Annotated in this window: 23 protein-coding genes, 2 pseudogenes and 1 riboswitch; of the genes and pseudogenes, 3 read left to right on the forward strand and 22 right to left on the reverse strand. The window is 37.2% G+C overall.

Annotated features, from left to right (window positions below; translation table 11 throughout):
- Positions 1-97 precede the first annotated feature (97 nt).
- From ACQKNX_RS09110 to ACQKNX_RS09175, 14 genes are all read right to left on the reverse strand, one after another.
- Positions 98-376, reverse strand: coding sequence for a hypothetical protein (locus ACQKNX_RS09110; RefSeq protein ID WP_427428612.1), 279 nt, complete (start codon positions 374-376; stop codon positions 98-100).
- A gap of 157 nt (positions 377-533) precedes the next feature.
- Positions 534-1,892: an acetyl-CoA carboxylase biotin carboxylase subunit gene (gene accC / locus ACQKNX_RS09115; RefSeq protein WP_427428613.1), complete on the reverse strand. Its 1,359-nt coding sequence runs from the start codon at positions 1,890-1,892 to the stop codon at positions 534-536.
- Positions 1,893-1,904: 12 nt separating this feature from the next.
- Entirely contained in the window at positions 1,905-2,399 is a 495-nt protein-coding gene (accB, locus tag ACQKNX_RS09120; protein ID WP_340823855.1) for an acetyl-CoA carboxylase biotin carboxyl carrier protein, read from the reverse strand.
- A 202-nt stretch (positions 2,400-2,601) separates the two neighbouring features.
- Positions 2,602-3,159, reverse strand: a complete 558-nt coding sequence (locus ACQKNX_RS09125) for a SpoIIIAH-like family protein (RefSeq protein ID WP_340823854.1) — start codon at positions 3,157-3,159, stop codon at positions 2,602-2,604.
- Positions 3,160-3,579 carry a hypothetical protein gene (locus tag ACQKNX_RS09130; protein WP_427428614.1) on the reverse strand — a complete coding sequence of 140 codons (420 nt, stop codon included), beginning with the start codon at positions 3,577-3,579 and terminating at the stop codon, positions 3,160-3,162.
- A gap of 62 nt (positions 3,580-3,641) precedes the next feature.
- Complete coding sequence (locus tag ACQKNX_RS09135) at positions 3,642-3,785, reverse strand: hypothetical protein (protein WP_173479065.1); 144 nt, start codon at positions 3,783-3,785, stop codon at positions 3,642-3,644.
- 1 nt (position 3,786) lies between these two features.
- Entirely contained in the window at positions 3,787-4,698 is a 912-nt protein-coding gene (locus tag ACQKNX_RS09140) for a stage III sporulation protein AE (RefSeq protein WP_427428615.1), read from the reverse strand.
- 12 nt (positions 4,699-4,710) lie between these two features.
- Positions 4,711-5,088 carry a hypothetical protein gene (locus ACQKNX_RS09145; RefSeq protein WP_427428616.1) on the reverse strand — a complete coding sequence of 126 codons (378 nt, stop codon included), beginning with the start codon at positions 5,086-5,088 and terminating at the stop codon, positions 4,711-4,713.
- Positions 5,089-5,092: 4 nt separating this feature from the next.
- Positions 5,093-5,302 carry a hypothetical protein gene (locus ACQKNX_RS09150; RefSeq protein ID WP_008179863.1) on the reverse strand — a complete coding sequence of 70 codons (210 nt, stop codon included), beginning with the start codon at positions 5,300-5,302 and terminating at the stop codon, positions 5,093-5,095.
- A 364-nt stretch (positions 5,303-5,666) separates the two neighbouring features.
- The gene (locus ACQKNX_RS09155; RefSeq protein ID WP_427428617.1) at positions 5,667-6,668 is read right to left on the reverse strand and encodes an NAD(P)H-dependent flavin oxidoreductase; all 1,002 of its coding nucleotides are present in this window, start codon (positions 6,666-6,668) and stop codon (positions 5,667-5,669) included.
- A 337-nt stretch (positions 6,669-7,005) separates the two neighbouring features.
- Positions 7,006-7,563, reverse strand: coding sequence for an elongation factor P (gene efp / locus ACQKNX_RS09160; RefSeq protein WP_427428618.1), 558 nt, complete (start codon positions 7,561-7,563; stop codon positions 7,006-7,008).
- A gap of 17 nt (positions 7,564-7,580) precedes the next feature.
- Positions 7,581-8,642 carry a M24 family metallopeptidase gene (locus ACQKNX_RS09165; RefSeq protein ID WP_427428619.1) on the reverse strand — a complete coding sequence of 354 codons (1,062 nt, stop codon included), beginning with the start codon at positions 8,640-8,642 and terminating at the stop codon, positions 7,581-7,583.
- Between the two features lie 2 nt (positions 8,643-8,644).
- The gene (gene aroQ, locus ACQKNX_RS09170; RefSeq protein WP_427428620.1) at positions 8,645-9,079 is read right to left on the reverse strand and encodes a type II 3-dehydroquinate dehydratase; all 435 of its coding nucleotides are present in this window, start codon (positions 9,077-9,079) and stop codon (positions 8,645-8,647) included.
- A 62-nt stretch (positions 9,080-9,141) separates the two neighbouring features.
- Positions 9,142-9,567, reverse strand: coding sequence for a hypothetical protein (locus ACQKNX_RS09175; RefSeq protein ID WP_427428621.1), 426 nt, complete (start codon positions 9,565-9,567; stop codon positions 9,142-9,144).
- 192 nt (positions 9,568-9,759) lie between these two features.
- On the opposite strand from ACQKNX_RS09175, the gene ACQKNX_RS09180 reads away from it, so the two are divergent.
- Positions 9,760-10,734: a DUF1385 domain-containing protein gene (locus ACQKNX_RS09180; RefSeq protein WP_427428622.1), complete on the forward strand. Its 975-nt coding sequence runs from the start codon at positions 9,760-9,762 to the stop codon at positions 10,732-10,734.
- Positions 10,735-10,813: 79 nt separating this feature from the next.
- Here the strand turns inward: ACQKNX_RS09180 and ACQKNX_RS09185 are convergent, their stop codons facing one another.
- The 8 genes and pseudogenes from ACQKNX_RS09185 to ACQKNX_RS09220 form a co-directional block, all read right to left on the reverse strand.
- Positions 10,814-11,722: an NAD(P)H-dependent flavin oxidoreductase gene (locus tag ACQKNX_RS09185; protein ID WP_427428623.1), complete on the reverse strand. Its 909-nt coding sequence runs from the start codon at positions 11,720-11,722 to the stop codon at positions 10,814-10,816.
- 181 nt (positions 11,723-11,903) lie between these two features.
- The gene (locus tag ACQKNX_RS09190) at positions 11,904-12,536 is read right to left on the reverse strand and encodes an LCP family protein (protein WP_427428624.1); all 633 of its coding nucleotides are present in this window, start codon (positions 12,534-12,536) and stop codon (positions 11,904-11,906) included.
- Positions 12,537-12,546: 10 nt separating this feature from the next.
- Positions 12,547-12,972: a 3-hydroxyacyl-ACP dehydratase FabZ gene (gene fabZ, locus ACQKNX_RS09195; RefSeq protein WP_427428625.1), complete on the reverse strand. Its 426-nt coding sequence runs from the start codon at positions 12,970-12,972 to the stop codon at positions 12,547-12,549.
- 488 nt (positions 12,973-13,460) lie between these two features.
- Complete coding sequence (locus tag ACQKNX_RS09200) at positions 13,461-13,655, reverse strand: hypothetical protein (RefSeq protein ID WP_427428626.1); 195 nt, start codon at positions 13,653-13,655, stop codon at positions 13,461-13,463.
- A gap of 346 nt (positions 13,656-14,001) precedes the next feature.
- A pseudogene (locus ACQKNX_RS09205) lies at positions 14,002-15,774 on the reverse strand (vitamin B12-dependent ribonucleotide reductase); the annotation flags it as partial.
- 239 nt (positions 15,775-16,013) lie between these two features.
- The gene (locus tag ACQKNX_RS09210) at positions 16,014-16,895 is read right to left on the reverse strand and encodes a DUF559 domain-containing protein (protein ID WP_401017504.1); all 882 of its coding nucleotides are present in this window, start codon (positions 16,893-16,895) and stop codon (positions 16,014-16,016) included.
- Between the two features lie 93 nt (positions 16,896-16,988).
- Positions 16,989-17,786: pseudogene (locus ACQKNX_RS09215) on the reverse strand (ribonucleotide reductase N-terminal alpha domain-containing protein); the annotation flags it as partial.
- A gap of 202 nt (positions 17,787-17,988) precedes the next feature.
- A complete protein-coding gene (locus ACQKNX_RS09220; RefSeq protein ID WP_427428627.1) occupies positions 17,989-18,819 on the reverse strand; it encodes a lipoate--protein ligase family protein in 831 nt (276 codons plus the stop codon).
- A gap of 124 nt (positions 18,820-18,943) precedes the next feature.
- On the opposite strand from ACQKNX_RS09220, the gene ACQKNX_RS09225 reads away from it, so the two are divergent.
- On the forward strand, positions 18,944-19,327 hold the full coding sequence (locus ACQKNX_RS09225; RefSeq protein WP_340823831.1) for a rhodanese-like domain-containing protein: 384 nt from the start codon (positions 18,944-18,946) through the stop codon (positions 19,325-19,327).
- A 564-nt stretch (positions 19,328-19,891) separates the two neighbouring features.
- Positions 19,892-19,968, forward strand: a riboswitch (glycine riboswitch).
- A 167-nt stretch (positions 19,969-20,135) separates the two neighbouring features.
- Positions 20,136-21,479, forward strand: a complete 1,344-nt coding sequence (locus ACQKNX_RS09230; protein WP_427428628.1) for an amino acid permease — start codon at positions 20,136-20,138, stop codon at positions 21,477-21,479.
- Positions 21,480-21,571 lie beyond the last annotated feature (92 nt).

The raw sequence follows: 21,571 nt of genomic DNA on the forward strand, positions 1-21,571 counted from the left end.
AGGAAAGACGCTTTTCATTTTTTGTGTACAACTGGACCATTGCTATTATCGTTCTTTTCAAAGTGAAGCTTGAAACATTAAAAGGAGAAGTGCATTATCAATTGCTTATTTTTTTGCAAACATATATTAATTCATAACTATCATTCGTTGCCGGCGTTTCATCCCAATCCTGATAAACAGTAACGATTTCAAATCCATTGTCGAGCAACATTCTCTCCATTTCTTTCGGAAACACATATCTTAAACTAATTTTGGTGCTTTTTTCATCTATAATTTGACCATCGCTATTTTTATACTTTCTAATCGTCGTATAATGTTGAATTTGATTTAATGAATCATAATGACTAACACCCGAACGTTGACCTTTTCTAACCATGAAAAAACCCTCTAACAATTATTCGTTAGAGGGTAAAACATATAGGATATTCCGTTTTGTTTTATATTTTATTCTACAATCAAATACATATCGGTAAGTGGATTTCACATACTTCTCCGCTCAAAGAACAGTTAGAATAGCTCTTATCAAGCTACGATTATTTGTTTGTTCCTAATACGTCGTTCTCTTCCAAGAATTTCGTGTTGAATTGCGCAGATTTGAAAACGTCGTTGTTCATTAATGCTTGGTGGAATGGAATTGTTGTATTGATACCAGGACCAGCAACTTCAAATTCACTAAGCGCACGATTCATTTTTGCAATTGCTTCTTCACGAGTATCTGCATGAACGATAAGTTTTGCTACCATTGAATCGTAGTATGGAGGAATTGTATAACCTGCATAAACAGCAGAATCGATACGTACACCATAGCCACCTGGTGTAATATAAGTGTCTACAGTACCAGCTGATGGCATGAAGTTTTTGTATGCATTTTCTGCGTTAATACGGCATTCAATTGCCCAACCATTTATTTTAATGTCCTCTTGTGTGAATGGAAGTTTCTCACCAGATGCAATTTTTAATTGTTGTTGAACAAGATCGACACCAGAAATCATTTCTGTTACTGGGTGTTCTACTTGAATACGAGTATTCATTTCCATGAAGTAGAACTTGTCCTCTTGATAGTCGTAGATGAACTCGATTGTACCAGCACCTTCATAGTTACATGCTTCTGCTGCTTTCACCGCTGCTGCACCCATTTCTGCACGACGTTCAGGTGATAGTGCAGGAGATGGAGCTTCCTCTACTAACTTCTGCATACGACGTTGAACTGTACAATCACGCTCGCCTAAATGTACGACATTACCGAAACTATCAGCTAACACTTGAATTTCACAGTGACGGAAGTATTCGATGAATTTTTCTAAATATACGCCAGGATTACCGAACGCTGCAGCAGCCTCTTTTTGCGTAATATCAATACCTTTTATCAGGTCTTCTTCTGTACGAGCTACACGGATACCTTTACCGCCACCCCCAGCGGTTGCTTTAATGATAACAGGGTAACCGATTTTCGCAGCCCACTCTTTACCTGTTTCGATATCTGGAACAATACCAGTACCTGGAACAAGTGGAACACCTGCTGCTTCCATTGTTGTACGAGCAACGTCTTTAATCCCCATGATTTTAATTGAATCAGATGAAGGACCAATAAATTTAATGCCCGCATTTTCACACGCTTCAGCAAAATCAGCATTTTCAGATACGAAACCGTAACCTGGGTGGATACCGTCTGCTCCTGTTTTTTCTGCTACGCTTAGTAATGCTGGGAAGCTTAAATAAGAATCTTTTGATAACTTCGGACCGATACAATAAGCTTCGTCTGCTAACTTCACATGTAATGCATCTGCGTCAGCTTCAGAAAAGACGGCAACTGATTTGATGCCTAATTCTTTACAAGCACGAATAATACGAACAGCGATTTCGCCGCGGTTTGCGATTAAAACTTTTTTCATGGTTTGCACTCCTTACTCAGCTTTTACAAGGAATAATGGTTGACCGTATTCTACTAAATCGCCATCTTTAGCAAGTACTTCAACGATTTCACCTTTAACTTCTGCTTCGATTTCGTTGAATAGCTTCATTGCTTCTACGATACAAACGATTGTTTCGTCGCCTACTTTGTCACCCACTTTTACGTATGCTGGTGAATCTGGGTTTGGTGCTGCATAGAAAGTACCTACCATCGGTGATACAATTTTATGTAACGATGGGTCGTTACTTGCAGGTGTTGCGGGAGCTGGTGCTTCTTCAACTTTGGCTGGAGCTGCTACAGGTGCTGCTGGTGCAGATTGTTGTACAACAGGGGCTGTTTCTTCTTTTTTAGGTGCCACAGTTTCAGTAACAACAACACCATTCTTTTTTAATTTAACTTTTGCGCCATCTACTTCATAAACGAACTCGTCGATTGAAGAAGAATCTACTAATTTAATAATTTCACGAATTTCTTGAATTTTGAACATTTCTAACTCTCCTTATGAAATAAAATCTACTACAATCACTATTCTATATTTTTTTGACACAATTTGAAACACTTAAATGAAAATTAAGTAAATATAAACATAATAAAAGGCTTTCTTTTACTAAACGAAAGCCTTTTCATTATGCTGATATATAACAACTACAAGTTAATTAACGGAATATTCCTTTTTTTCTTTAAATTTTTTAATAGTTGTTTGCGCTGAATTTAACTTGGACGTCATTTGCGCCTTCCCACTCTGTTTTCACTAAATAAATAATCTCATTTGCTTGTGATTTTGATAACTCTTCTGCCATAACTGTGACAGAAACTTTCTCACCTTCCGCTCTAACAAAAGCATCGGAATAGCCTAAAGATTTAATAAGCATTTCAAGCATTGCCTCTGTCGATTCCTGTTTAATCAAACCGTCTATTTCATTATAAGCCTCATTTTTTTCTTCAGCAGTATATTCTTCTGAACCAATTTTTTGTGTTAGTTGTTGACGTAATTGACTTCTTTCATCACTAACTTGCATACGCATTTCTTCAAATAAGTGACTCGGAGACAATACTTCTTGTGTTGCATCTTTATTAGTTGCCTCCTGATCTGTAACACCCGTAATTGCTGTTTGCTGTAATGTATCATCTGTAAAAATCGTTAAGCCATTAAATTGTTTTGCAGGATCAACCAAATAATAAACTGAAATTACTGCTACAAGACTTAATAATGTCATAAACCAAACTGTTCTTCTACGTACGCGCATTTACTTTTCCTCCTTATTTTCCATTGGAACGATAATAATTCGATGAATAGGTAATTGCATCACTTGACTGACGACAGCACGTATTTCATTTTTGACAAAAATATCTGATGCACCTTCTGAAACAATTAGCATTCCTGTTACATCTTTCGTACTTTCGTCAGTCCCTCGAAAATACTGGCTAAATAGTTTATTTTCATCCTTCGCATCTGTCATCTCTCCGTAATAAAAATATACTTTTACCTCCCCAACTCCTTGCATAGCCTTAAGCGTTTGCTCAAGTTTTTCTTCATTCGTATTCGGTGTTACTCGTTCATTTGTTGAATTCGTTTGATACATTGGAAACACGATGAAAATTCCTATGGAGGCAGCAATAAGCATTAAGACGATAAATGACGTTGTTTTTTTTCGAACCTTTTCCACATCACTTCTACATTGCCTCCTTTCATCTTCTCTTTTTCAAGTGTATGTACGCTTGTTTCCTCCTATGAATTGATAAATGGAATCTTTAATAGCATTTGCAAAAATACTAACGTAATGACGAGTTTTGTTAGTGAAATTATTTGTTGGTCATCAGTTAGAAATACGAATAATTGACAAATAAAGAGCAACGCCAATAAAAGAATCAATCTATCTCCCCCCAACCATCACTTGCACGAAAACGATAAGGAAAAAACAAGAAAACATAAATGAAAAAGCAATTAGAAATGATACTGCACATAAAGTGAATAGAGATTTACTAACATGATCGAGTAATTTACAAATATCATCAAAAGCAATCGGTTCTAAAATAGCTGCTAATAGTTTCAACGAATACGCACTAACTACTAGCTGGACAGTTGGTATAAACGATACCGTGATAACCGCGATAAAGGCACTTATACTACTAATCGAAGTAGAAAATTGTGTCATATGCTGAAACATCGAAAAACTATCAACGATAAAGGAACCGACTACTGGAATATTTTCTTCTATTAATTTTTTTACCGGTTCTGCAACAGCTTTATTAACACTAAATGCAGCAACTCCACTTGCTGACATTAAAATGATATAGCAAATGACGGAAGCTGAAACAATACTCATAATGGTAAAACGAATCAATTCTGCAATTCTTGTAAAAGATATTTCTTTGACAATGACACTACATACATCGAATACAATGGCAAAAAGCACACCTGGGATAAGCCATTTACTACTAATAATCGTTAGGACTTGTACAAAAAAAAGCAAAAAAGGCTGCCAAGAAGCAATAGCTGTTATGCTACTAGATAACAAAAAACTAGAAGTGAGAATAGGGTAAAATGCCGTGAATATATGTGAAAGCCCTTGTGCAATTTCATCAATTAGTTGAAATGAATTGACGACTACAGGCCCTATAGTTGCTAATACAATGAGAAAAAAAAGTATTCTTGTCCCTTTTTCAAATTCTGGTAATATCATGTTGACAATCAAAAAAATGATGACGTAGCCACACAATATAAGCGTCATTTTGAGCAAAAGAAAAAATGGATCGATGAAAAACGAAATGAGTTGCTCCTGCAACGGCCTCGCCCCTTAATTTAACCTTTGTAAAATAGCTGACACCCCCTGTAAAACATCTAAAAATTCTTTAAACCAATACAACAAAATAACAATTTTCACAGCATCGAAAACAATGCTGCCGAGAACTTTATAGCTATTCTCCACTAGTAACATAGACACCCATTGCCCTACATAAAAAAGGCTAGCACTTATTACAATGGCTTTTGCATAAGGCAAAAATGTAAGCATTCCGAGTAATTGTTTGACGAATGGCAACAGGAGTGTCGTAAACAAAAGACTGAACAGCAAAAACGAGAACATAACACTTATTAGCGCGTGGAGTGGCTGTATGACTTCTTTTATAAGCAACAATAAAAGCAGCATGACAATAGCAACAATGACAATTTCCATTTACTTACCCAGATGAGGTCAACCACTGAAAGAATGTTAATATTTCAGTGAAAAATAGACGCAAAAATCGGAGTAATTCTGCTGTCATATATAAGTAGGCGATAAAAAATAAGAAAAATGAAAATTCTTTCTTCCCTGTTTGATCAAAAAAAACATGAAGAAGCGCTACTACTAGTCCCACTCCAGCGACTCTTAATACGTCTTGTAATTCCATTCATACGCCCCCTCGTGTACAGCAATATATGTTGCTCCCCAATAAAAAAGACCTCTATACAATATGTATAGAGGTCTCTTCTTATCGACAAAAGTTGGTAATAGTAAAAATAGCATTATTGTTTGAGTGCCTGGCACCTTGCATATGAAACTTAGCGAGATTCCCAATATATTATCAGGCTATTAAAACGTAAAAATCCACTTCGCTTTCCGCGCGCACAGTGTAAGCCGCAACCCTCGCTGTCGCGCGGTTTGTTGCGTCTTACAACTGGTGCTGTTCCCGCAGGAGTCTTCGTCAATTTTTACTCTGCTAGCTCTAGTTGCAGTGCGCCATAACAATTCAGAATTGTTTGAGTGCCTGGCACCTAGATTAATTTTTCAATGATGCTTTTTACTGTTCCTGGTTGCACTAGATGACTATTTTCACCCATCCACATCGATAAATATTGTGCATTTCCTTGCAATGTACTTTCTTTACGAATAGTAGACGTTAAATAATGTTGTAATGGATAAGGAGCTACGACAGCGTCCTTCATATGTTCTGTAAAGTGATTAGCTAATCCACGAGCCGCTTTGCCAGTAAATGCATACGTAATGGTCGTCTGTTGTGCTTTCGACTGTAATATAGCATTTTTGTATAGCGGTGATATTTCACACTCATCTGCTACTAACAAAGCTGTACCTATTTGTACCGCCTGTGCACCACTAGAAAGAGCACGATCCACATCCGCTTTTGAGACAATTCCACCAGCTGCAATGATTGGGATGGAAATTTTGCCCGCTACTTGCTGTAATAAATCTTCTCGAGCAATTAATTGCAGTGGTTCAATAAAAGATCCGCGATGACCACCAGCCTCGCCACCTTGTAATACGACTGCATCCATACCTGATTGCTCAATATGAATAGCTTCTTCTAACGTAGTAGCTGTGCCAATGACATAAACATCGTTGTCCTTTAGACGTTGAATGACCTCTGAGGAAGGTATGCCAAATGTGAACGAGCAAACGGCTACCTGCTCTTCCAGTACTGCCTGTAATTGCCCTTCAAACACTTCATTAGACGTCACACTTTGTACAGGCGATAATCCTAGTTCATCATAGTAAGGCTGCAACGCCATACGCGCTTGTTGAAGGACATCAATATCAATACGCGGCTCTTCCTGCACAAATAAATTGACCGCAAATGGTTTGTCAGTAAGCTTTTTAACTTCTTTTATAAAGCTTCTAGTTTGCTCTCCATCTAAATAACCCGCTCCAATAGATCCTAGAATACCTATCTCCGCGCAGGCTGCAACAAATTTTGGTGTAGTAACTCCAGCCATCGGTGCTTGAATTATTGGATATTGCATCTCTAATTTTTGTAACATTGCATTCACTCCTTACTTGTATTGTAAACGTTATTTCGCCATTCTACCTGCAAAATTTTAACATATTTTTGTATTTTGCGATATATGTATGAAAAAAGAGAAAAAGTGTGAGATTGACTGCAATCAATCTCACACTTTTTTGTTATGCCGTTGATGTCCACTACGGCGGATGCTTTCTGCGGGCACACACGTAAGAGGAAACCCTCGCAAACGCGCGGTTTGTTGCGCCTTACGTTGCGTGGATTCCCGCAGGAGTCACCGCCTCCGCTACCATCAACTAGTACTATCTGCTATTTTTTTCTAATCCCAAAGAGTCGCAGCCTCTTTTCGTCATTGCTTATGCGCGTGAAACGTATGAAGCTTCTGAAGTGTTGATAATTAACATATCACCTTGGTTAACGAAGAATGGCACTTGAACAATAAGACCAGTTTGAAGTGTTGCAGGTTTTGTACCACCTGAAGCTGTATCACCTTTAATACCTGGTTCTGTTTCTGCTACTTCTAATTCAACAGTGTTTGGTAATTCTACACCTAGCATTTCGCCTTGGTAAGATTGGATGTGTACTTCCATGTTTTCTTTTAGGAATTTTAATTCATATTCAATAGCTGCTGAAGCTAGTTCAGTTTGCTCATATGATTCTAAATCCATAAATACATGCTCATCACCTTGAGCATATAAATATTGCATTTTACGGTTATCAATTTGTGCTTTTTCTACTTTTTCACCAGCACGGAATGTTTTTTCATTCACAGAACCGTTACGTAGGTTACGTAATTTAGAACGTACGAATGCAGCACCTTTACCTGGTTTAACGTGTTGGAAATCTAACACGCGATATAATTGGCCATCAACAATAATTGTTAGACCTGTACGGAAATCGTTTACTGAAATCATTTGTGTTCCTCCATTGTTTATAAGATGATGAGTTCTTTAGTCGAATGTGTTAGCAGTTCATTACCTGACTCAGTGATTAAAATATCGTCTTCGATACGAACACCACCGACTCCTGGCACATAAACACCTGGTTCAATCGTAACGGCCATACCCGGTTCTAATACCGTTTCAGAGCGCTTCGATAAGCCAGGGCCTTCATGTACTTCAAGACCAATACCATGTCCTAAAGAATGCCCAAATGCCTCACCATAGCCTTTTTCTGTTAAATAGTCACGCGCAATTGCATCGGCCTGAATACCCGTTAAACCAGGACCAACTTTTTCAAGTGATAAAAGTTGTGATGCAAGTACTGTATTATACATTTCTACTAATTTTTCAGATGGCTCACCCACTGCCACTGTACGTGTTATATCCGAAATGTAGCCATTGTATAGTGCTCCAAAATCTAGCGTGACAAAGTCGCCTTTTTCAATAACCTTATTCGTAGCAACACCATGTGGTAGTGCTGAGCGAAGACCAGACGCTACAATCGTATCAAATGAGGACTGTGTTGCTCCTTGTTGTCGCATGAAAAACTCTAATTCATTCGAAACTTCAAGCTCTGTTTTACCTGGCTTGATGAAGTCTAAAATATGTGTAAATGCGTGATCAGCAATTTCACACGCAACCTTAATAATATTAATCTCTTGTTCAGTCTTAATCAAGCGAATTTTTTCAATTAATCCAGAAACGGGCACTAAATCAGCTTGAATCACACTTTTATATAACTCATATGTGCCAAAGCTTACAGTATCTTTCTCAAATCCCAATGATTTAATACCCATTGCTTTGACTTGTGTCGCAATTTCTTCTAAAAGCGTTACTTCGTGCTGTACAATTTGGAAATCCTTAATTTGCGCAGCTGCTTGCTCTGTATATCGGAAGTCAGTAATGAATACAGCATCATTTTGTGACACGATTGCCGCACCTGCTGTACCTGTAAACCCTGTCATATATCGACGGTTGTACCCATTTGTAATTAAAATGCCATCGATGTTTTGTTCTTGAAGTGTTTTACGAAGCTTTTGTAATTTCAACATAATTATTTCTCCTTCTCAATAAAAGTGCGTAGTGCTAGTTCATAGCCTTTCGTACCAAGACCACTAATTTGGCCAAGGCAGGCTGGTGCAAGATAGGAATGATGGCGAAAAGCCTCACGTTTGTGAATATTGGAAATATGTACTTCAATAACTGGTACGGCAACTCCTGCAATTGCATCATGTAATGCTACGCTTGTATGGGTATATGCACCTGGATTAAAGATAATACCATCATACTTTTCATCTTCTGCTTCGTGTACCCAATCAACAAGGACACCCTCATGATTTGATTGACGAAACTCGATTGTAGCGCCAAGAGAAGCCGCGAGATTTTGAACATTATTCTTTACATCTTCTAGTGTTTCATGTCCATATATATGGGGCTCCCGTTTCCCTAGTCGATTTAAGTTTGGTCCATTCAAACATAATAACTTCACGCAGTATTCGCCTCTTTCTATGTACTTGCTTTTTATTTTATCATACCAATTGCATACAGCAACTAATTTCCTTTTTGTGCTGTATGCTCTTTTTGATGAAAATTAGCTGTTTCAAGTAAAAAACGCAGTAGGCAAATAACGACAACGATAAAAGGAATTGATAGTTTTTTAAACGATGTCGATTGTAATGGTAAATCCAACACGAACCATTCTAATGTAATCGTTACAATAAGTCCTATCAATAGAGAAGTCAACACTGCCGGTATAATATGCGTATATCGCAAAGTCATATATAAAAAGAAACCTACTATAAATAGCGCTAATGTTAGAAAACTCCAATGAAATAATTTAGAGCTATCCTCGAATAAGTCCCACTTTTTATAAAAGCCAATTGGATTCCAAGAAATTAAATGAAAATAATGAAGTCCTTTTAAACAAAATGCTAAAACAATCGCATAAACGACTGCAGTAATTAAGCCTACCTTCATATTTATCCCTCCTATTTTGACCATTATGCATACAAGCATTGCAGCAGTATCGATATCACAACTGCTTAAAGTCTTACAACGCTGCTTAATAGCAAATCTCTCTTTCTGACAATACAAAATTACACAATAAGTGTAACCATATAGAAAATTTACTATGCGTACCTCTAGAGGTTTTTCGCTAAATTTAGTACAATGGTACAGTTGAAATATATAAAGAGAGTGGTGTTAGCCTTGAGCAATTCACCTGTTTACGGGGGACAAGCACAATTAGAAGGTGTGATGTTCGGAGGAAAGGAACATACGATTACTGCCATTCGCCGTAACGATGATTCCATTGATTATTATCATTTTAAAAAGGTACAAAAACCAATCCTGCAGAAGCTAAAAAAAATTCCATTCGTTCGTGGCGTTATTGCCCTTATTGAATCAGCAGGTTTAGGTTCACGTCATATGCAATTTTCAGGAGATCGTTATGACGTTACACCAGGCGAGGAAGCAGAAAATATAGAAGAAGGCGGCTCGAAGCTACAAATGATTTTAGGAGTAGCTGTTGTCGGAATCCTTTCCTTTTTATTGGGAAAATTCGCCTTTACCTTAATCCCAGTATTTATTGCGGATTTCTTCTCGAGATGGATAGATGGTAAAGTAGGTCAAGTCCTTCTTGAAAGTGGCATTAAGCTCCTTTTACTGCTTACCTATTTATATTTTATTTCTTTAACACCGATTATTAAACGCGTTTTCCAATATCACGGTGCCGAGCATAAAGTGATCAATTGCTATGAGGCTGGTCTGGATATTACTGTAGAAAATGTACAAGCGCAATCTCGTTTACATTATCGATGTGGTAGTAGCTTTATGTTATTCACTGTGTTCGTTGGTATGTTTTTGTATTTCTTCGTGCCAACAGATCCACTATGGTTACGAATTGTAGACCGTATATTATTAATCCCTGTTGTACTAGGGATATCATTTGAAGTATTACAGGCAACAAATGCATGCCGTAACATTCCTCTGTTACGCTACTTAGGCTACCCTGGTCTTTGGCTTCAATTATTAACAACAAGAGAGCCTCTTGACGAACAAGTAGAAGTAGCGATTGCATCATTCAATATGTTACTTCAAGTCGAACAGCAGCCAGAAATTGCTGCAACATTAAATCACGACTAAAAATTTTTCAATATAAAAACGCACAATGTGTTGATTGAATCGCATTGTGCGTTTTACTTTCTTTCATAATATACTTGCCTTATAAAGACTGAACAGCATTCAATTGCTGCTTGGCACTTTCATATTCCTCATGTAATGTCGTAATAATTTCAAGGACCGATTCGCGTTTTTCAATATTTGTGACACCATGCCCTGCTGACCATATATCACGCCAAGCTTTCACATTAACGAGGTGCGTTAAATCAATGTCCTCTCTTGGCTTTAAGGACGTCGGGTCGATACCTTTCTTTAATAAAGAGGGAATTAGCACATTCACATGAACCCCACTAAATGCATCTGTATATAAAACATCATCTGTTTTACTGTCGATGACCATCTTTTTATAATCCTCTGGAGCATTCCCTTCATGACAAGCGATAAAACGTGTGCCTAAATAAGCATAGTCTGCACCAATAATTTGCGCTGCTAAGACGTCTGCACCACTTGAAAGAGAGCCCGATAAAATAATCGTTCCATTAAAGAATTTTTTGACTGCGGATACAAAGCCAAATGGATTTAGTTGTCCACCATGTCCACCTGCCCCTGCACAAACAAGAATCAAGCCGTCTACACCCGTTGCGGCTGATTTTGCAGCATGCTTAACGTTTGCGACATCCGCATAGACTTTACCCCCATAGCCATGGACAATGTCAATGACCCGCTTCGGGTTACCGAGCGATGTGATAACGATTGGTGGCTCATACTCTTCAATTAACTGCAAATCTTCCTCAAAACGTGCATTCGCTACTGGATGACAAATAAAATTAACCGCCCACGGCTCTGTTGGTAATGCTTCTTTAATCTCTCGAAGCCACTCTGCACAAGTTGATGCAGGCCTTGCATTTAATAATGGAAACGAGCCAATAGCTCCCGCTCGACTTGCCTCAATAACCATCGCAGGATTCGAAACTAAAAACATCGGCGCTAGAATAATTGGTATACGTGACATATACTCTCCCCCTTTTTAATAAAGATTCTAGCAAGATTACAAAATCCCTACTTTATGAAAAATATTAATTTATCTGCAAATGGTTTCGTGACGACTGGTCGCATTTAGAAGATAAGTGGTTTACATAAAAAAAGTGTCTATCCGTTTTTTTGACGAATAGACATTTTTATTCATTTCCTATTTAATTAAATGTTGTTAACTCTTCTGCAACAGATTTTAAATAATCTTTCTCAAACATTACAAAATATTTCCCATCTATCATATCATCTCTAATTCCGCCACTTAAAGATAACGGTTTTATCGAATTAATTTCTATTTTTTTCTCTAACAATTGATCGAGTGATAAATTGGTTTCAATTTGAGACATAAGTTCTTTTAATTGTTTTTGCGGCATTTCGTTTTCGGTTTTATTAATAACAGCAAGAATGAGGTTTAATAGATTTTCTTCACTTAAATTTCGTCCATCTGTAGCAGCCATCATTAATGCCACAACCTCTTCCCCATTCAAACCATTCGTCCCTTTATTGAAATCAAATACCACTCTCGTTATAGCTCTTACTCGCGTATCTTCTTGCAAGTCATAATCTATACCATTCACAGAATCAATCAATGTAGAAAAGGTTTCTAAATCTATAACTGCATAATAATCAATTGGTAAATTAAATAGTTTTGAAACTGTAGTTCTTACATTTTCAGCTCCTCCCGAACCAAAGGCATAAGCAAATAACAATTTATCGTACGAGGTCGTTCCATCATTGTTATAAATGGTGCCCTGAAATTTAACAAAGAAAAAAGAGCTGCATACGCAACTCAATGTTCTTTATTCAATCACCAAAAGCAAATAGTATTTCTGCTTCGCAAGCTAACTCTCCGTCCACTGTAGCGATACCTTTCCCTTTTCCAATAGGACCTTTTAATCGAGTGATTTCAACCTCAAGACGGAGTTGGTCTCCGGGCTTTACTTGTCGTTTAAAACGACAGTTGTCTATCCCTGCTAATAGCCCTAATCGTCCTTGATTCCCTTCTTTCGTTAACATTACAACAGCACTCACCTGAGCTAATGCCTCTACAATTAATACACCCGGCATAACTGGGTAATGAGGAAAGTGCCCGTTAAAAAATTCCTCATTTACAGTCACGTTTTTAATGCCAACTGCGCGTTTTCCTTCTTCTAATTCCAAAATCTTATCCACTAAAAGAAATGGATACCGATGTTTAATTATTTCTTTAATTTTTTGAGTATCTAACATAATTAATTCCCCCATAACAAATTAATTAAAATCCTAATGATTAATTTTACCACCTGATACTAGTAGTTGATACTACAACATTTTTTTCTTCTACTTTTCCGCCTCGTCCGTTTAAGAAGAACCGCGATGTTAGCCTATTGTTGAAGATCACAAAATAAAAAGTAACGACTGCATACATATGTTGTAATGAAGTAAACTAAACTAATAAAGCACCGATGATTTTATGCTTTATCATTTGTTTGGCTCTTCAACAATTGGGTAATTTTAAAATATAGGTAGGAATTATTAAGTAAGGGAGGAGAGTTAAGATGTTCGACCAAGTTGCGTATTATATTTTTAGAGGCCTGTTAATTCTAACGGTTTTGGTTGTTGTTGTAGGAATCCCTCTTGGGGATACACTGATTAGAAAAAAATAAGACTGCCTCCAAATGGAAGCAGTTTTTTTGATGTAGATTTGTAAGAAATAGTGGCAGTTAGTTTTAAACCTCTTAATTTTGTCCGTAATATTCAGCAGGATTCGTGATTTCATTGTCAATAAAAAATCGCGCTGAACTTTGGACCATTTCTATAAACTCAGCTTCAGTTAATACAATCTTACTTTTTAACAAACGATTTAATTTTAATGCTTCGATACTTCCATTTACTTTTGTTTCTTCGGTTAAAACATTATATTGAATACGCATATATGTCTTTCCTTTATAAGTAACATAGGCAGTGACCTCACTAGTTTCCAGATTTATAAGAGGGTAATCCACTTTTATACCATTAGAAATAAAAAGAGCTTTTCCAGACATACATTTTCGAATATAAAGCAGTGAATGCAATACCTATTATTTTAGTTACATTACACGACGAACGCTTCAATACTTTGCCCCCAATTTTTTTGAAAAAACCTAGTTTGATAGTTAAAGTATTTCTTCATAATCTTTACAATGATAGCAACATAAATATCCAACAAAAAAATCATCCCACCCCTAATAATGTATAGAGGTGAGATGATTCAACTATGCTTTATTTCAATTCTTCACTTTACAAACCACATTTTAATTGTGCACCACAGTTTGTACATGTGTTACAGCCACCCATTTCTTCGACTGTTCCTTTACGACATACTGGGCATGTGTTCCCTACATCTGAGCCAATTACAGTTGTAGACTCAAGCGCTTGAATCGTATCAACTAATACGACTGGACGTTTTGTGTGCTCTTCTACTAATTCTTCTTCAAATGATAACTGATCCATATCATTTTCTTCTGCTTTTAGTGTAAGCACTTGTGAATCACGGCTACCATCAACATAGACCGTACCACCTTTAGCGCCACCTTTATATAGGCGCTCGTATACTTTTTCTACTTGTCCAACTGTATAGCCTTTTGGTGCATTCACCGTTTTAGAAATCGACGAGTCAATCCATTTTTGAATGATACATTGCACATCTGCATGCGCTTCTGGTTTTAATTCCATTGCAGTCACAAACCATTCAGGCAGTTTATCTTCTGTAGCTTCTGGATGACGGTCTAAGTATTCCTGAACGATTTCCGCTTTTACTTCAATAAATTTACCTAAACGGCCAGAACGATAATAAGTAAATGAGAAGTACGGTTCTAGACCTGTTGCTACGCCTACCATCGTTCCTGTAGAACCTGTTGGCGCAACAGTTAGTAGATGCGAATTACGGATACCTGTTTCTAAAATTTGTTTTTTAATATGTGCAGGCATTTTTTGCATGAAGCCTGTTTCGGTAAATGCTTTGCGTAAACGTGCCGTTTCTTCCTCTGTCGCTCCAACTAGGAATGGGAAGCTGCCACGTTCTTTTGCTAGCTCTGTAGAAGACTCATAGGCTGTTTCTGCAATTGTTTTAAAGATTTCATCTACAAGTTCATTGCCCGCTTCTGAACCATATTCTTTTTCACAATAAATAAGTAAATCCGCTAAGCCCATTACCCCTAAACCAACACGGCGCTCACCAAGAGCTTGTACACGGTTTTCTTCTAGGAAGTAAGGTGTTGCATCGATTACATTGTCCTGCATACGGACACCAACACGGACCGTTTCACGTAATGCTTCATAATCAACTGTTTGGTTTTCTTTATTTGCAAACTGTGCTAAGTTGACAGCTGCTAAGTTACAAACTGAATATGGTGCAAGTGGTTGTTCCCCACATGGGTTTGTCGCAACAACGCTTTGACCATAAGCTTTAGCATTTGTCATATCGTTAGCATTGTCGATAAAGAAAATACCTGGCTCTGCAGAGTATGTTGCACAGACGTTGATGAGATTCCAAAGCTCTTTTGCTTTAATCGTACGATATGTTCGAACTTTGTAGCCCATCTTCTCCCATTCACGTACATCTCCAACTTTATGCCATTCACTATTATATATAGCCATTTCTTCTTTTGAATATTCTTCAACGGCTGGGAAACGAAGCTCAAAGTCAGCATCTGCTTCAACAGCTTCCATAAATTCTTTTGTTAACGTTACAGAGATGTTCGCACCTGTTAAAAACTCTGAGTTATGAACTGTGTACGTACCACCGTCACGTAATTTATTTTCTGCTTCACGGATAATCCCATTGTCGAATCCGCCTAATCCCTCGATACCTTTATAATTAACAATGCCTTGATACATTGCTTCTTCTTGCATTGAAAGTGGCTTAAAGTTTAATTTTTCTTTTGCTAGACGAATAATCGTCTCATCTTCTGTATTTTCCATTAAGTATCGTAGAATACGTGGATTTTGCATTTTTGAAATAATAAATTCCACGATATCAGGATGCCAATCTGCCAGCATAATCATTTGTGCCGATTCACCTTACGCGGGTTCGTTACACCCACTCTCTATGTCACCATAGAAGTTGAGACCATATCTTACATCTGATTAGATGTCCTCGCACTTCGGAGTGACTTCACTCCTACTCTACTCACTTCCGCTATCCTAGCGTGTTTTCGATGGTCGTTGAACCTTCCTCATTAATAGAGGCTTGGCTGCTGATTGTCTTTATCCCACTACTATTTTTAAGCATTCACGCTTACCGTTTCCAGTTACGTTGTAGCTAGCAGTGCATTTATAATGCGCTTTTTAACATTTTCAAAATCATTTTTTATGTCATCTTCCCAGAAACGGAGTAATCTGAAACCATTAGCTGCTGCAATTTGATTCTTTTCAATATCCCTAGCTTTTATCCGCTTTTGAACTGAATAAAAGGTTGAATAGAATTTTGGATTTCCATGCCAAAAATCCCCATCACACTCAATAAGAATATTTGTCCCTACTATGTGAAAATCAAATTGTGCTCCATCTAGTATAAAGGAATATTTATAAGGAATAGATTCTTCAAGCAGGAAAGACTCAATCGTTCTTTCAATGCTAGTTTTTCTATATGTCGCTCCCTCTATTTGTTTCAAAGCAGCTTGTCGAATTTTTTCTATAGTTTCTTGGCTATATATCCCTGTCTTGCCGCTATTCCAAGATGGGGTTCCATTCAACTTTCTCGTTTTGGCTGTTTTAGAAATAATCCTTTTAAAATGAATCTTCTTTTGGTCTAAGGACATTTTTTTATGCCACTTGCCTGTGTTTTGTGATCTTAGTTTACTCGCACACTCTTTACTGCAAGTTTTTGTCTGCCGATGTTTTTCATCGAACAGTTTTCCACATATTACACAGGTTAAGGGTTCACCTTTTCCTCGACAGCTTCTACTACAAAATTTATTTGGAACGCCTCGCCTTAGTTTAACTACGTTATTACATAAAACATATTGGCAAGTTACCATTTCTTTTGGATAAAAATGAGATATTAAATAATTGTCTAATGTTAAATTATGCTCATTTTTTAAATGAGTCGTAAACCATCCTTGTTTATTATGATTAATTTTAAATCCACATATTAAACAAGTTTGGGGTTGCTTCGCATCATAAACTTCCATATTTTTCACCTCGATTAAAGCGATAATATTTCAGTCAAAGAGATCCCAGCAATTCACGAGGTTTGTTTACGCAGAAGCACCCAAATTATACATACCTCTGCGCGAACCACCTTGCTCGACAAGGTGAGTCAGTTTTGCAATGTCATCTAGCCATGAAACCGAACCTGAAGATTTACCGTTAACACCACGTGCTAACGTATTGCGTGGACGAAGTGTTGAACCATTCGTTCCTACACCACCGCCACGGCTCATAATTTCCATTACTTGCTTACGGTGATCACTAATACCTTCACGTGAATCCGCAACAAACGGCATTACATAGCAGTTAAAGAAGGTTACATCTGTTTCAGAACCTGCTCCATAAATGACACGGCCAGCCGGTACAAATTTCAATGATACAAGCTGTTTATAAAATTTCTCAAACCATTCTTGGCGTTTTTCGGCTGTTTTTTCAACTGAAGCAAGCCCTGTTGCATTTCGTTTTGCGATTTGCTCATAAAATATTTCAAGAGGCTTTTCTAGCACGTCAATTGAACGTGTGATCACACCTGTTTCTTGCTCTTTTGGATCATCTAATGCGCTACGGTAGTCTTCCTCAATCAAAATGTCTGCTGTTTTTGTAGACATATCGATATGTTGTATTGTTCCTAAACCACGTGCAGGGAATTTTGGATCTGCCTTAACTGTTAATACGACGAAATCACCAGCTTTTAGCGTTTTCTTCTCCGTATCCTTAAACGAGTAGCGATCGATCATCACAAGTCTTGATACACCTTTATGCGTTATGTGCATATCGGGCGTAACAGGGTGAACCTGTGGGAATTGCTCAATATCTTTGTTTAACTGTTCAATTTGTTTGTTTACATCGGGTTGATGATTTGTGAGTACCATCGTTTTGCCTCCCTTATTTTAAGCCTTACAATAATAAATACACAATATCATGTGTCGATAAACACTACATATTGTGTATGTTGCTTTTAAAAAGATACTATATATAGTTTTTTAATTCAACTCTTGCAATTTGAAGTAGATTGGTTACTGCTTGCCATTACAAGGTTTAAACGGTGAAAAATTATTTTTCTTATACCATATTTTACTTTTTAAAGTTCCAATCATCATGTGCGTATTTTTTTTCTTCTAAATCGCGCACATATTTTAATTGCTCCTCAGAAAGTGTAAATGGTTTTAATTCAATTTGCAACGATTTTGCAAAGCCATCTCGAAAAGCAGTTACACATTGTTCGATAGAAACAGGTTCTTTAACAAGACTATTAATAGCAACCGCCTTCTCTGGTAGTTTTTTGCGCATACGCTCTTTTGCCTCTTCACTCGAAAAATTAAATACAGATAATAATTTCTCTTCATCTAGATCAAGTAAAATCGCACCATGCTGTAAAATAACACCTTTTTGACGTGTTTGTGCACTACCTGCTATTTTTTTGCCTTCTACGACAAGCTCATACCAACTCGGTGCATCAAAACATACGGCACTTTTTGGCTGTTTCAAATCTGCCTTTTTTTCTTCCGTGTCAGGTACGCTAAAATAAGCATCCATCCCTAAATTATGAAAGCCTTGTAATATACCTTCACTTAATATGCGATACGCCTCAGTCACTGATTCAGGCATATTAGGATAGCTTTCAGTAACAATCACGCTATATGTCAATTCATGTTCATGTAAAACTGCTCGACCACCTGTTGGTCGACGAACAAAACCTATTCCTTGTTCACGTAACGCTTCTAAATTAATATCTCTTTTCGCTTGTTGAAAATAACCAATCGACAATGTCGCTGGCTTCCACTCGTAAAAACGAATGACTGGGGGAATTAAACCCTCACTATGCCAATCAAGCAATGCCTCATCTAGTGCCATATTAAAAGAAGGACTACATTTTCCTGAATTTAGAAAATACCAAGTTGTCATTACGTCATCTCCTACATTTATAGATCATTTCTAGCCACAATCTAGTTAATTTTATCAAACTCATTGGACTATCGCTAGCGCATCTTTTATAATAATAAAGAAGATAGAAAGGGGTAAGAAGAAATTGGATATACTTATCACAATTGGCGTTATTTTAGTGGTTCTAATTGCATATATCGGTATTAATGCAATGCGTCTAAAAAAAGCCGTAACCAACTTAACACAAGAACAATTTATTGAAGGCTACCGTAAAGCACAGTTAATCGATGTGCGTGAACAAAAAGAATTTGATGCAGGTCATATTCTTGGAGCTCGTAACGTTCCTTCTACAGCATTACGTCAACGTCATAAAGAAATCCGCCCAGATTTACCAGTATACTTATACTGTCAAAATACAGGCCGTAGCGCGCGTGCTGCTCTTTACCTAAAAAAACGTGGTTACAATCAAATCTACCAGCTTGATGGCGGCTTCCGTAATTGGACTGGTAAAATTAAAACAAAAAAATAACAATCAAAGCGAACTTAATAAGGCAAAAGCGACTATTTCAAATAGTACTTTTCACAATAAAGCATGTATTTCGAAAAATCGACACCAATGCTTATTTTCGCGCAAAAAGAATCCATTCCAACTGCTTTGGTAATGGATTCTTTTTGCTAAAATTCAGAGTTTCTTCTATATAATAGTAGTTGTCTAACGACTAGCCATTTCGTTTGAATTTAACTTATTCTTCCTCATACAGTGGACAGTAAAATGTCAAGCTGCTCCGAAGTATTGTTGAGCCGATTTACCAAAAAGATCTTTTTGTCGTAAATGTGAATTTTCCACTACCTCCATACTTGATCTAATTCTACTCTCATACTTCCTTGTAAGCCATCTCCCATTGCTAGAAAAACAATATGTCTAAAATAACTATTTTTCGTAACAAATACATCTGCATGAACCGAATTCTTCTTTTTTGCTGAAAACAATAGAATTTTACCCTTGAATTATTTGCTAGGCATTGATAGGATAAATAATATCTTAAAATAATGTATAGATTAAAGCTATGAATGCTATGGATCAAACTATAGCAGGAGCATTTCTGGAGAGAGCGCAATTTGCGTCGCCGAAGGGTTCACTATCTCAGGCAAAAGGACAGAGGAGTAATATAAACTTTCATCACGAAAGCTATACCACACGAATGTTGAATTTATTTTTAACTAACCGAACTTTCGAACATGGTAATTGTTATTCTGACGTTTACGAGACTAGTGTCGCTACTAGTCTCTTTTTATTTTCCAGTCACAGCTTCTACGCATCTTATGGGGGAATGAACGTGGAACAACAACAATTAAAACGTGATTTAAAAAATCGCCATGTGCAGCTTATTGCGATTGGCGGAACTATTGGTACCGGATTGTTTTTAGGAGCGGGTAAAGCAATTGCTTTAGCAGGACCTTCTATTATATTGGCTTACCTTATTGTCGGAACCGCCTTATTTTTCGTTATGCGGGCGCTTGGGGAACTATTATTATCGAACGCTGGCTATACTTCATTCACAGATTTTGCTACAGAGTACATCGGCTCTTGGGCAGGATACGTCACTGGCTGGACCTATTGGTTTTGTTGGATTATGACCGCAATGGCTGATATTATTGCCGTCGGTGTCTACACACAATATTGGTTTAATATCCCGCAATGGGTACCTGCAATTGGCTGTCTAGTACTTTTATTATTTTTGAATTTATTGACAGTAAAACTATTTGGGGAACTCGAATTTTGGTTTGCTCTCATTAAAGTTGTAACAATCGTTGCACTTATAATTATTGGATTATTCATGCTATTCACTGGATTCCAAACAAGCTCTGGAACAGTATCAGTGGAAAACCTCTGGGCACATGGTGGGCTCTTCCCCAACGGCATATACGGTTTCCTGATGGCGTTCCAAATGGTTGTCTTCGCTTTTGTTGGAGTTGAATTAGTCGGTGTTTCTGCTGCAGAAACCGCAGATCCAAAAAAAAATATCCCATCTGCGATTAACAAAATTCCACTACGAATTTTATTATTTTATGTTGGGGCATTAGTAATCATTTTATGCATCAACCCTTGGTATGAAATGTCTGGTGCAAACAGTCCGTTCGTACAAGTATTTACATTAGCTGGCATACCTATCGCAGCCGGTATTATTAATTTTGTAGTACTGACATCTGCCGCATCAGCAGGCAATAGTGGTTTATTTTCGACAAGTCGCATGCTGTATAATCTTGGTCGCAATAAACAAGCATCCACTTCATTTGCAAAGCTAAATAAAAATAGTGTACCAAGTAATGCACTTATCATCTCTGCAATCGTTGTATCAGTGGGGGCATTACTTAGTAAGCTAATGCCTGAAAATGCCTTTAGCGTCGTGACAACAATTAGTGCAATCTGTTTTATTTGGGTATGGAGTATTATTTTAATCTCGCATATCATTTATAAACGTAAAAACCGTGCCTTACATGAAGCATCGATTTTCAAAGCACCATTAACACCGTTTGTGAACTATTTAATACTCACTTTCTTCGCGTTTTTATTAGTTGTTATGTTGATTTCCGAAGAAACAAGAACGGCTCTTTTACTAACACCAATCTGGTTTATCGGACTTTTCCTTCTATACAAACGCAAAAATCGTCAACAATAAACCACATATCCACAGCAAAGACGCATTCACTAAGCATTGCGTCTTGTTTTTCATTATTATAGTTGATTACACTGACTGCCTACCTTTCTCCA

Origin of the sequence: Lysinibacillus sp. NPDC093712, from assembly GCF_050280025.1 — a bacterium.
In the GTDB taxonomy this organism is placed as follows: domain Bacteria; phylum Bacillota; class Bacilli; order Bacillales_A; family Planococcaceae; genus Lysinibacillus.

Excerpts from the sequence above, each read along its gene's own strand:
- ACQKNX_RS09185 (WP_427428623.1), bottom strand. The coding sequence starts at position 11,722 with ATGTCACGTATACCAATTATTCTAGCGCCGATGTTTTTAGTTTCGAAT.
- accC (WP_427428613.1), bottom strand. The coding sequence starts at position 1,892 with ATGAAAAAAGTTTTAATCGCAAACCGCGGCGAAATCGCTGTTCGTATT.
- ACQKNX_RS09125 (WP_340823854.1), bottom strand. The coding sequence starts at position 3,159 with ATGCGCGTACGTAGAAGAACAGTTTGGTTTATGACATTATTAAGTCTT.
- ACQKNX_RS09220 (WP_427428627.1), bottom strand. The coding sequence starts at position 18,819 with ATGACAACTTGGTATTTTCTAAATTCAGGAAAATGTAGTCCTTCTTTT.
- ACQKNX_RS09150 (WP_008179863.1), bottom strand. The coding sequence starts at position 5,302 with ATGGAATTACAAGACGTATTAAGAGTCGCTGGAGTGGGACTAGTAGTA.
- ACQKNX_RS09200 (WP_427428626.1), bottom strand. The coding sequence starts at position 13,655 with ATGCGTATTCAATATAATGTTTTAACCGAAGAAACAAAAGTAAATGGA.
- ACQKNX_RS09180 (WP_427428622.1), top strand. The coding sequence starts at position 9,760 with ATGGTACAGTTGAAATATATAAAGAGAGTGGTGTTAGCCTTGAGCAAT.
- ACQKNX_RS09155 (WP_427428617.1), bottom strand. The coding sequence starts at position 6,668 with ATGTTACAAAAATTAGAGATGCAATATCCAATAATTCAAGCACCGATG.
- ACQKNX_RS09165 (WP_427428619.1), bottom strand. The coding sequence starts at position 8,642 with ATGTTGAAATTACAAAAGCTTCGTAAAACACTTCAAGAACAAAACATC.
- ACQKNX_RS09145 (WP_427428616.1), bottom strand. The coding sequence starts at position 5,088 with ATGGAAATTGTCATTGTTGCTATTGTCATGCTGCTTTTATTGTTGCTT.
- ACQKNX_RS09210 (WP_401017504.1), bottom strand. The coding sequence starts at position 16,895 with ATGGAAGTTTATGATGCGAAGCAACCCCAAACTTGTTTAATATGTGGA.
- ACQKNX_RS09110 (WP_427428612.1), bottom strand. The coding sequence starts at position 376 with ATGGTTAGAAAAGGTCAACGTTCGGGTGTTAGTCATTATGATTCATTA.
- fabZ (WP_427428625.1), bottom strand. The coding sequence starts at position 12,972 with ATGTTAGATACTCAAAAAATTAAAGAAATAATTAAACATCGGTATCCA.
- efp (WP_427428618.1), bottom strand. The coding sequence starts at position 7,563 with ATGATTTCAGTAAACGATTTCCGTACAGGTCTAACAATTATTGTTGAT.
- ACQKNX_RS09175 (WP_427428621.1), bottom strand. The coding sequence starts at position 9,567 with ATGAAGGTAGGCTTAATTACTGCAGTCGTTTATGCGATTGTTTTAGCA.
- accB (WP_340823855.1), bottom strand. The coding sequence starts at position 2,399 with ATGTTCAAAATTCAAGAAATTCGTGAAATTATTAAATTAGTAGATTCT.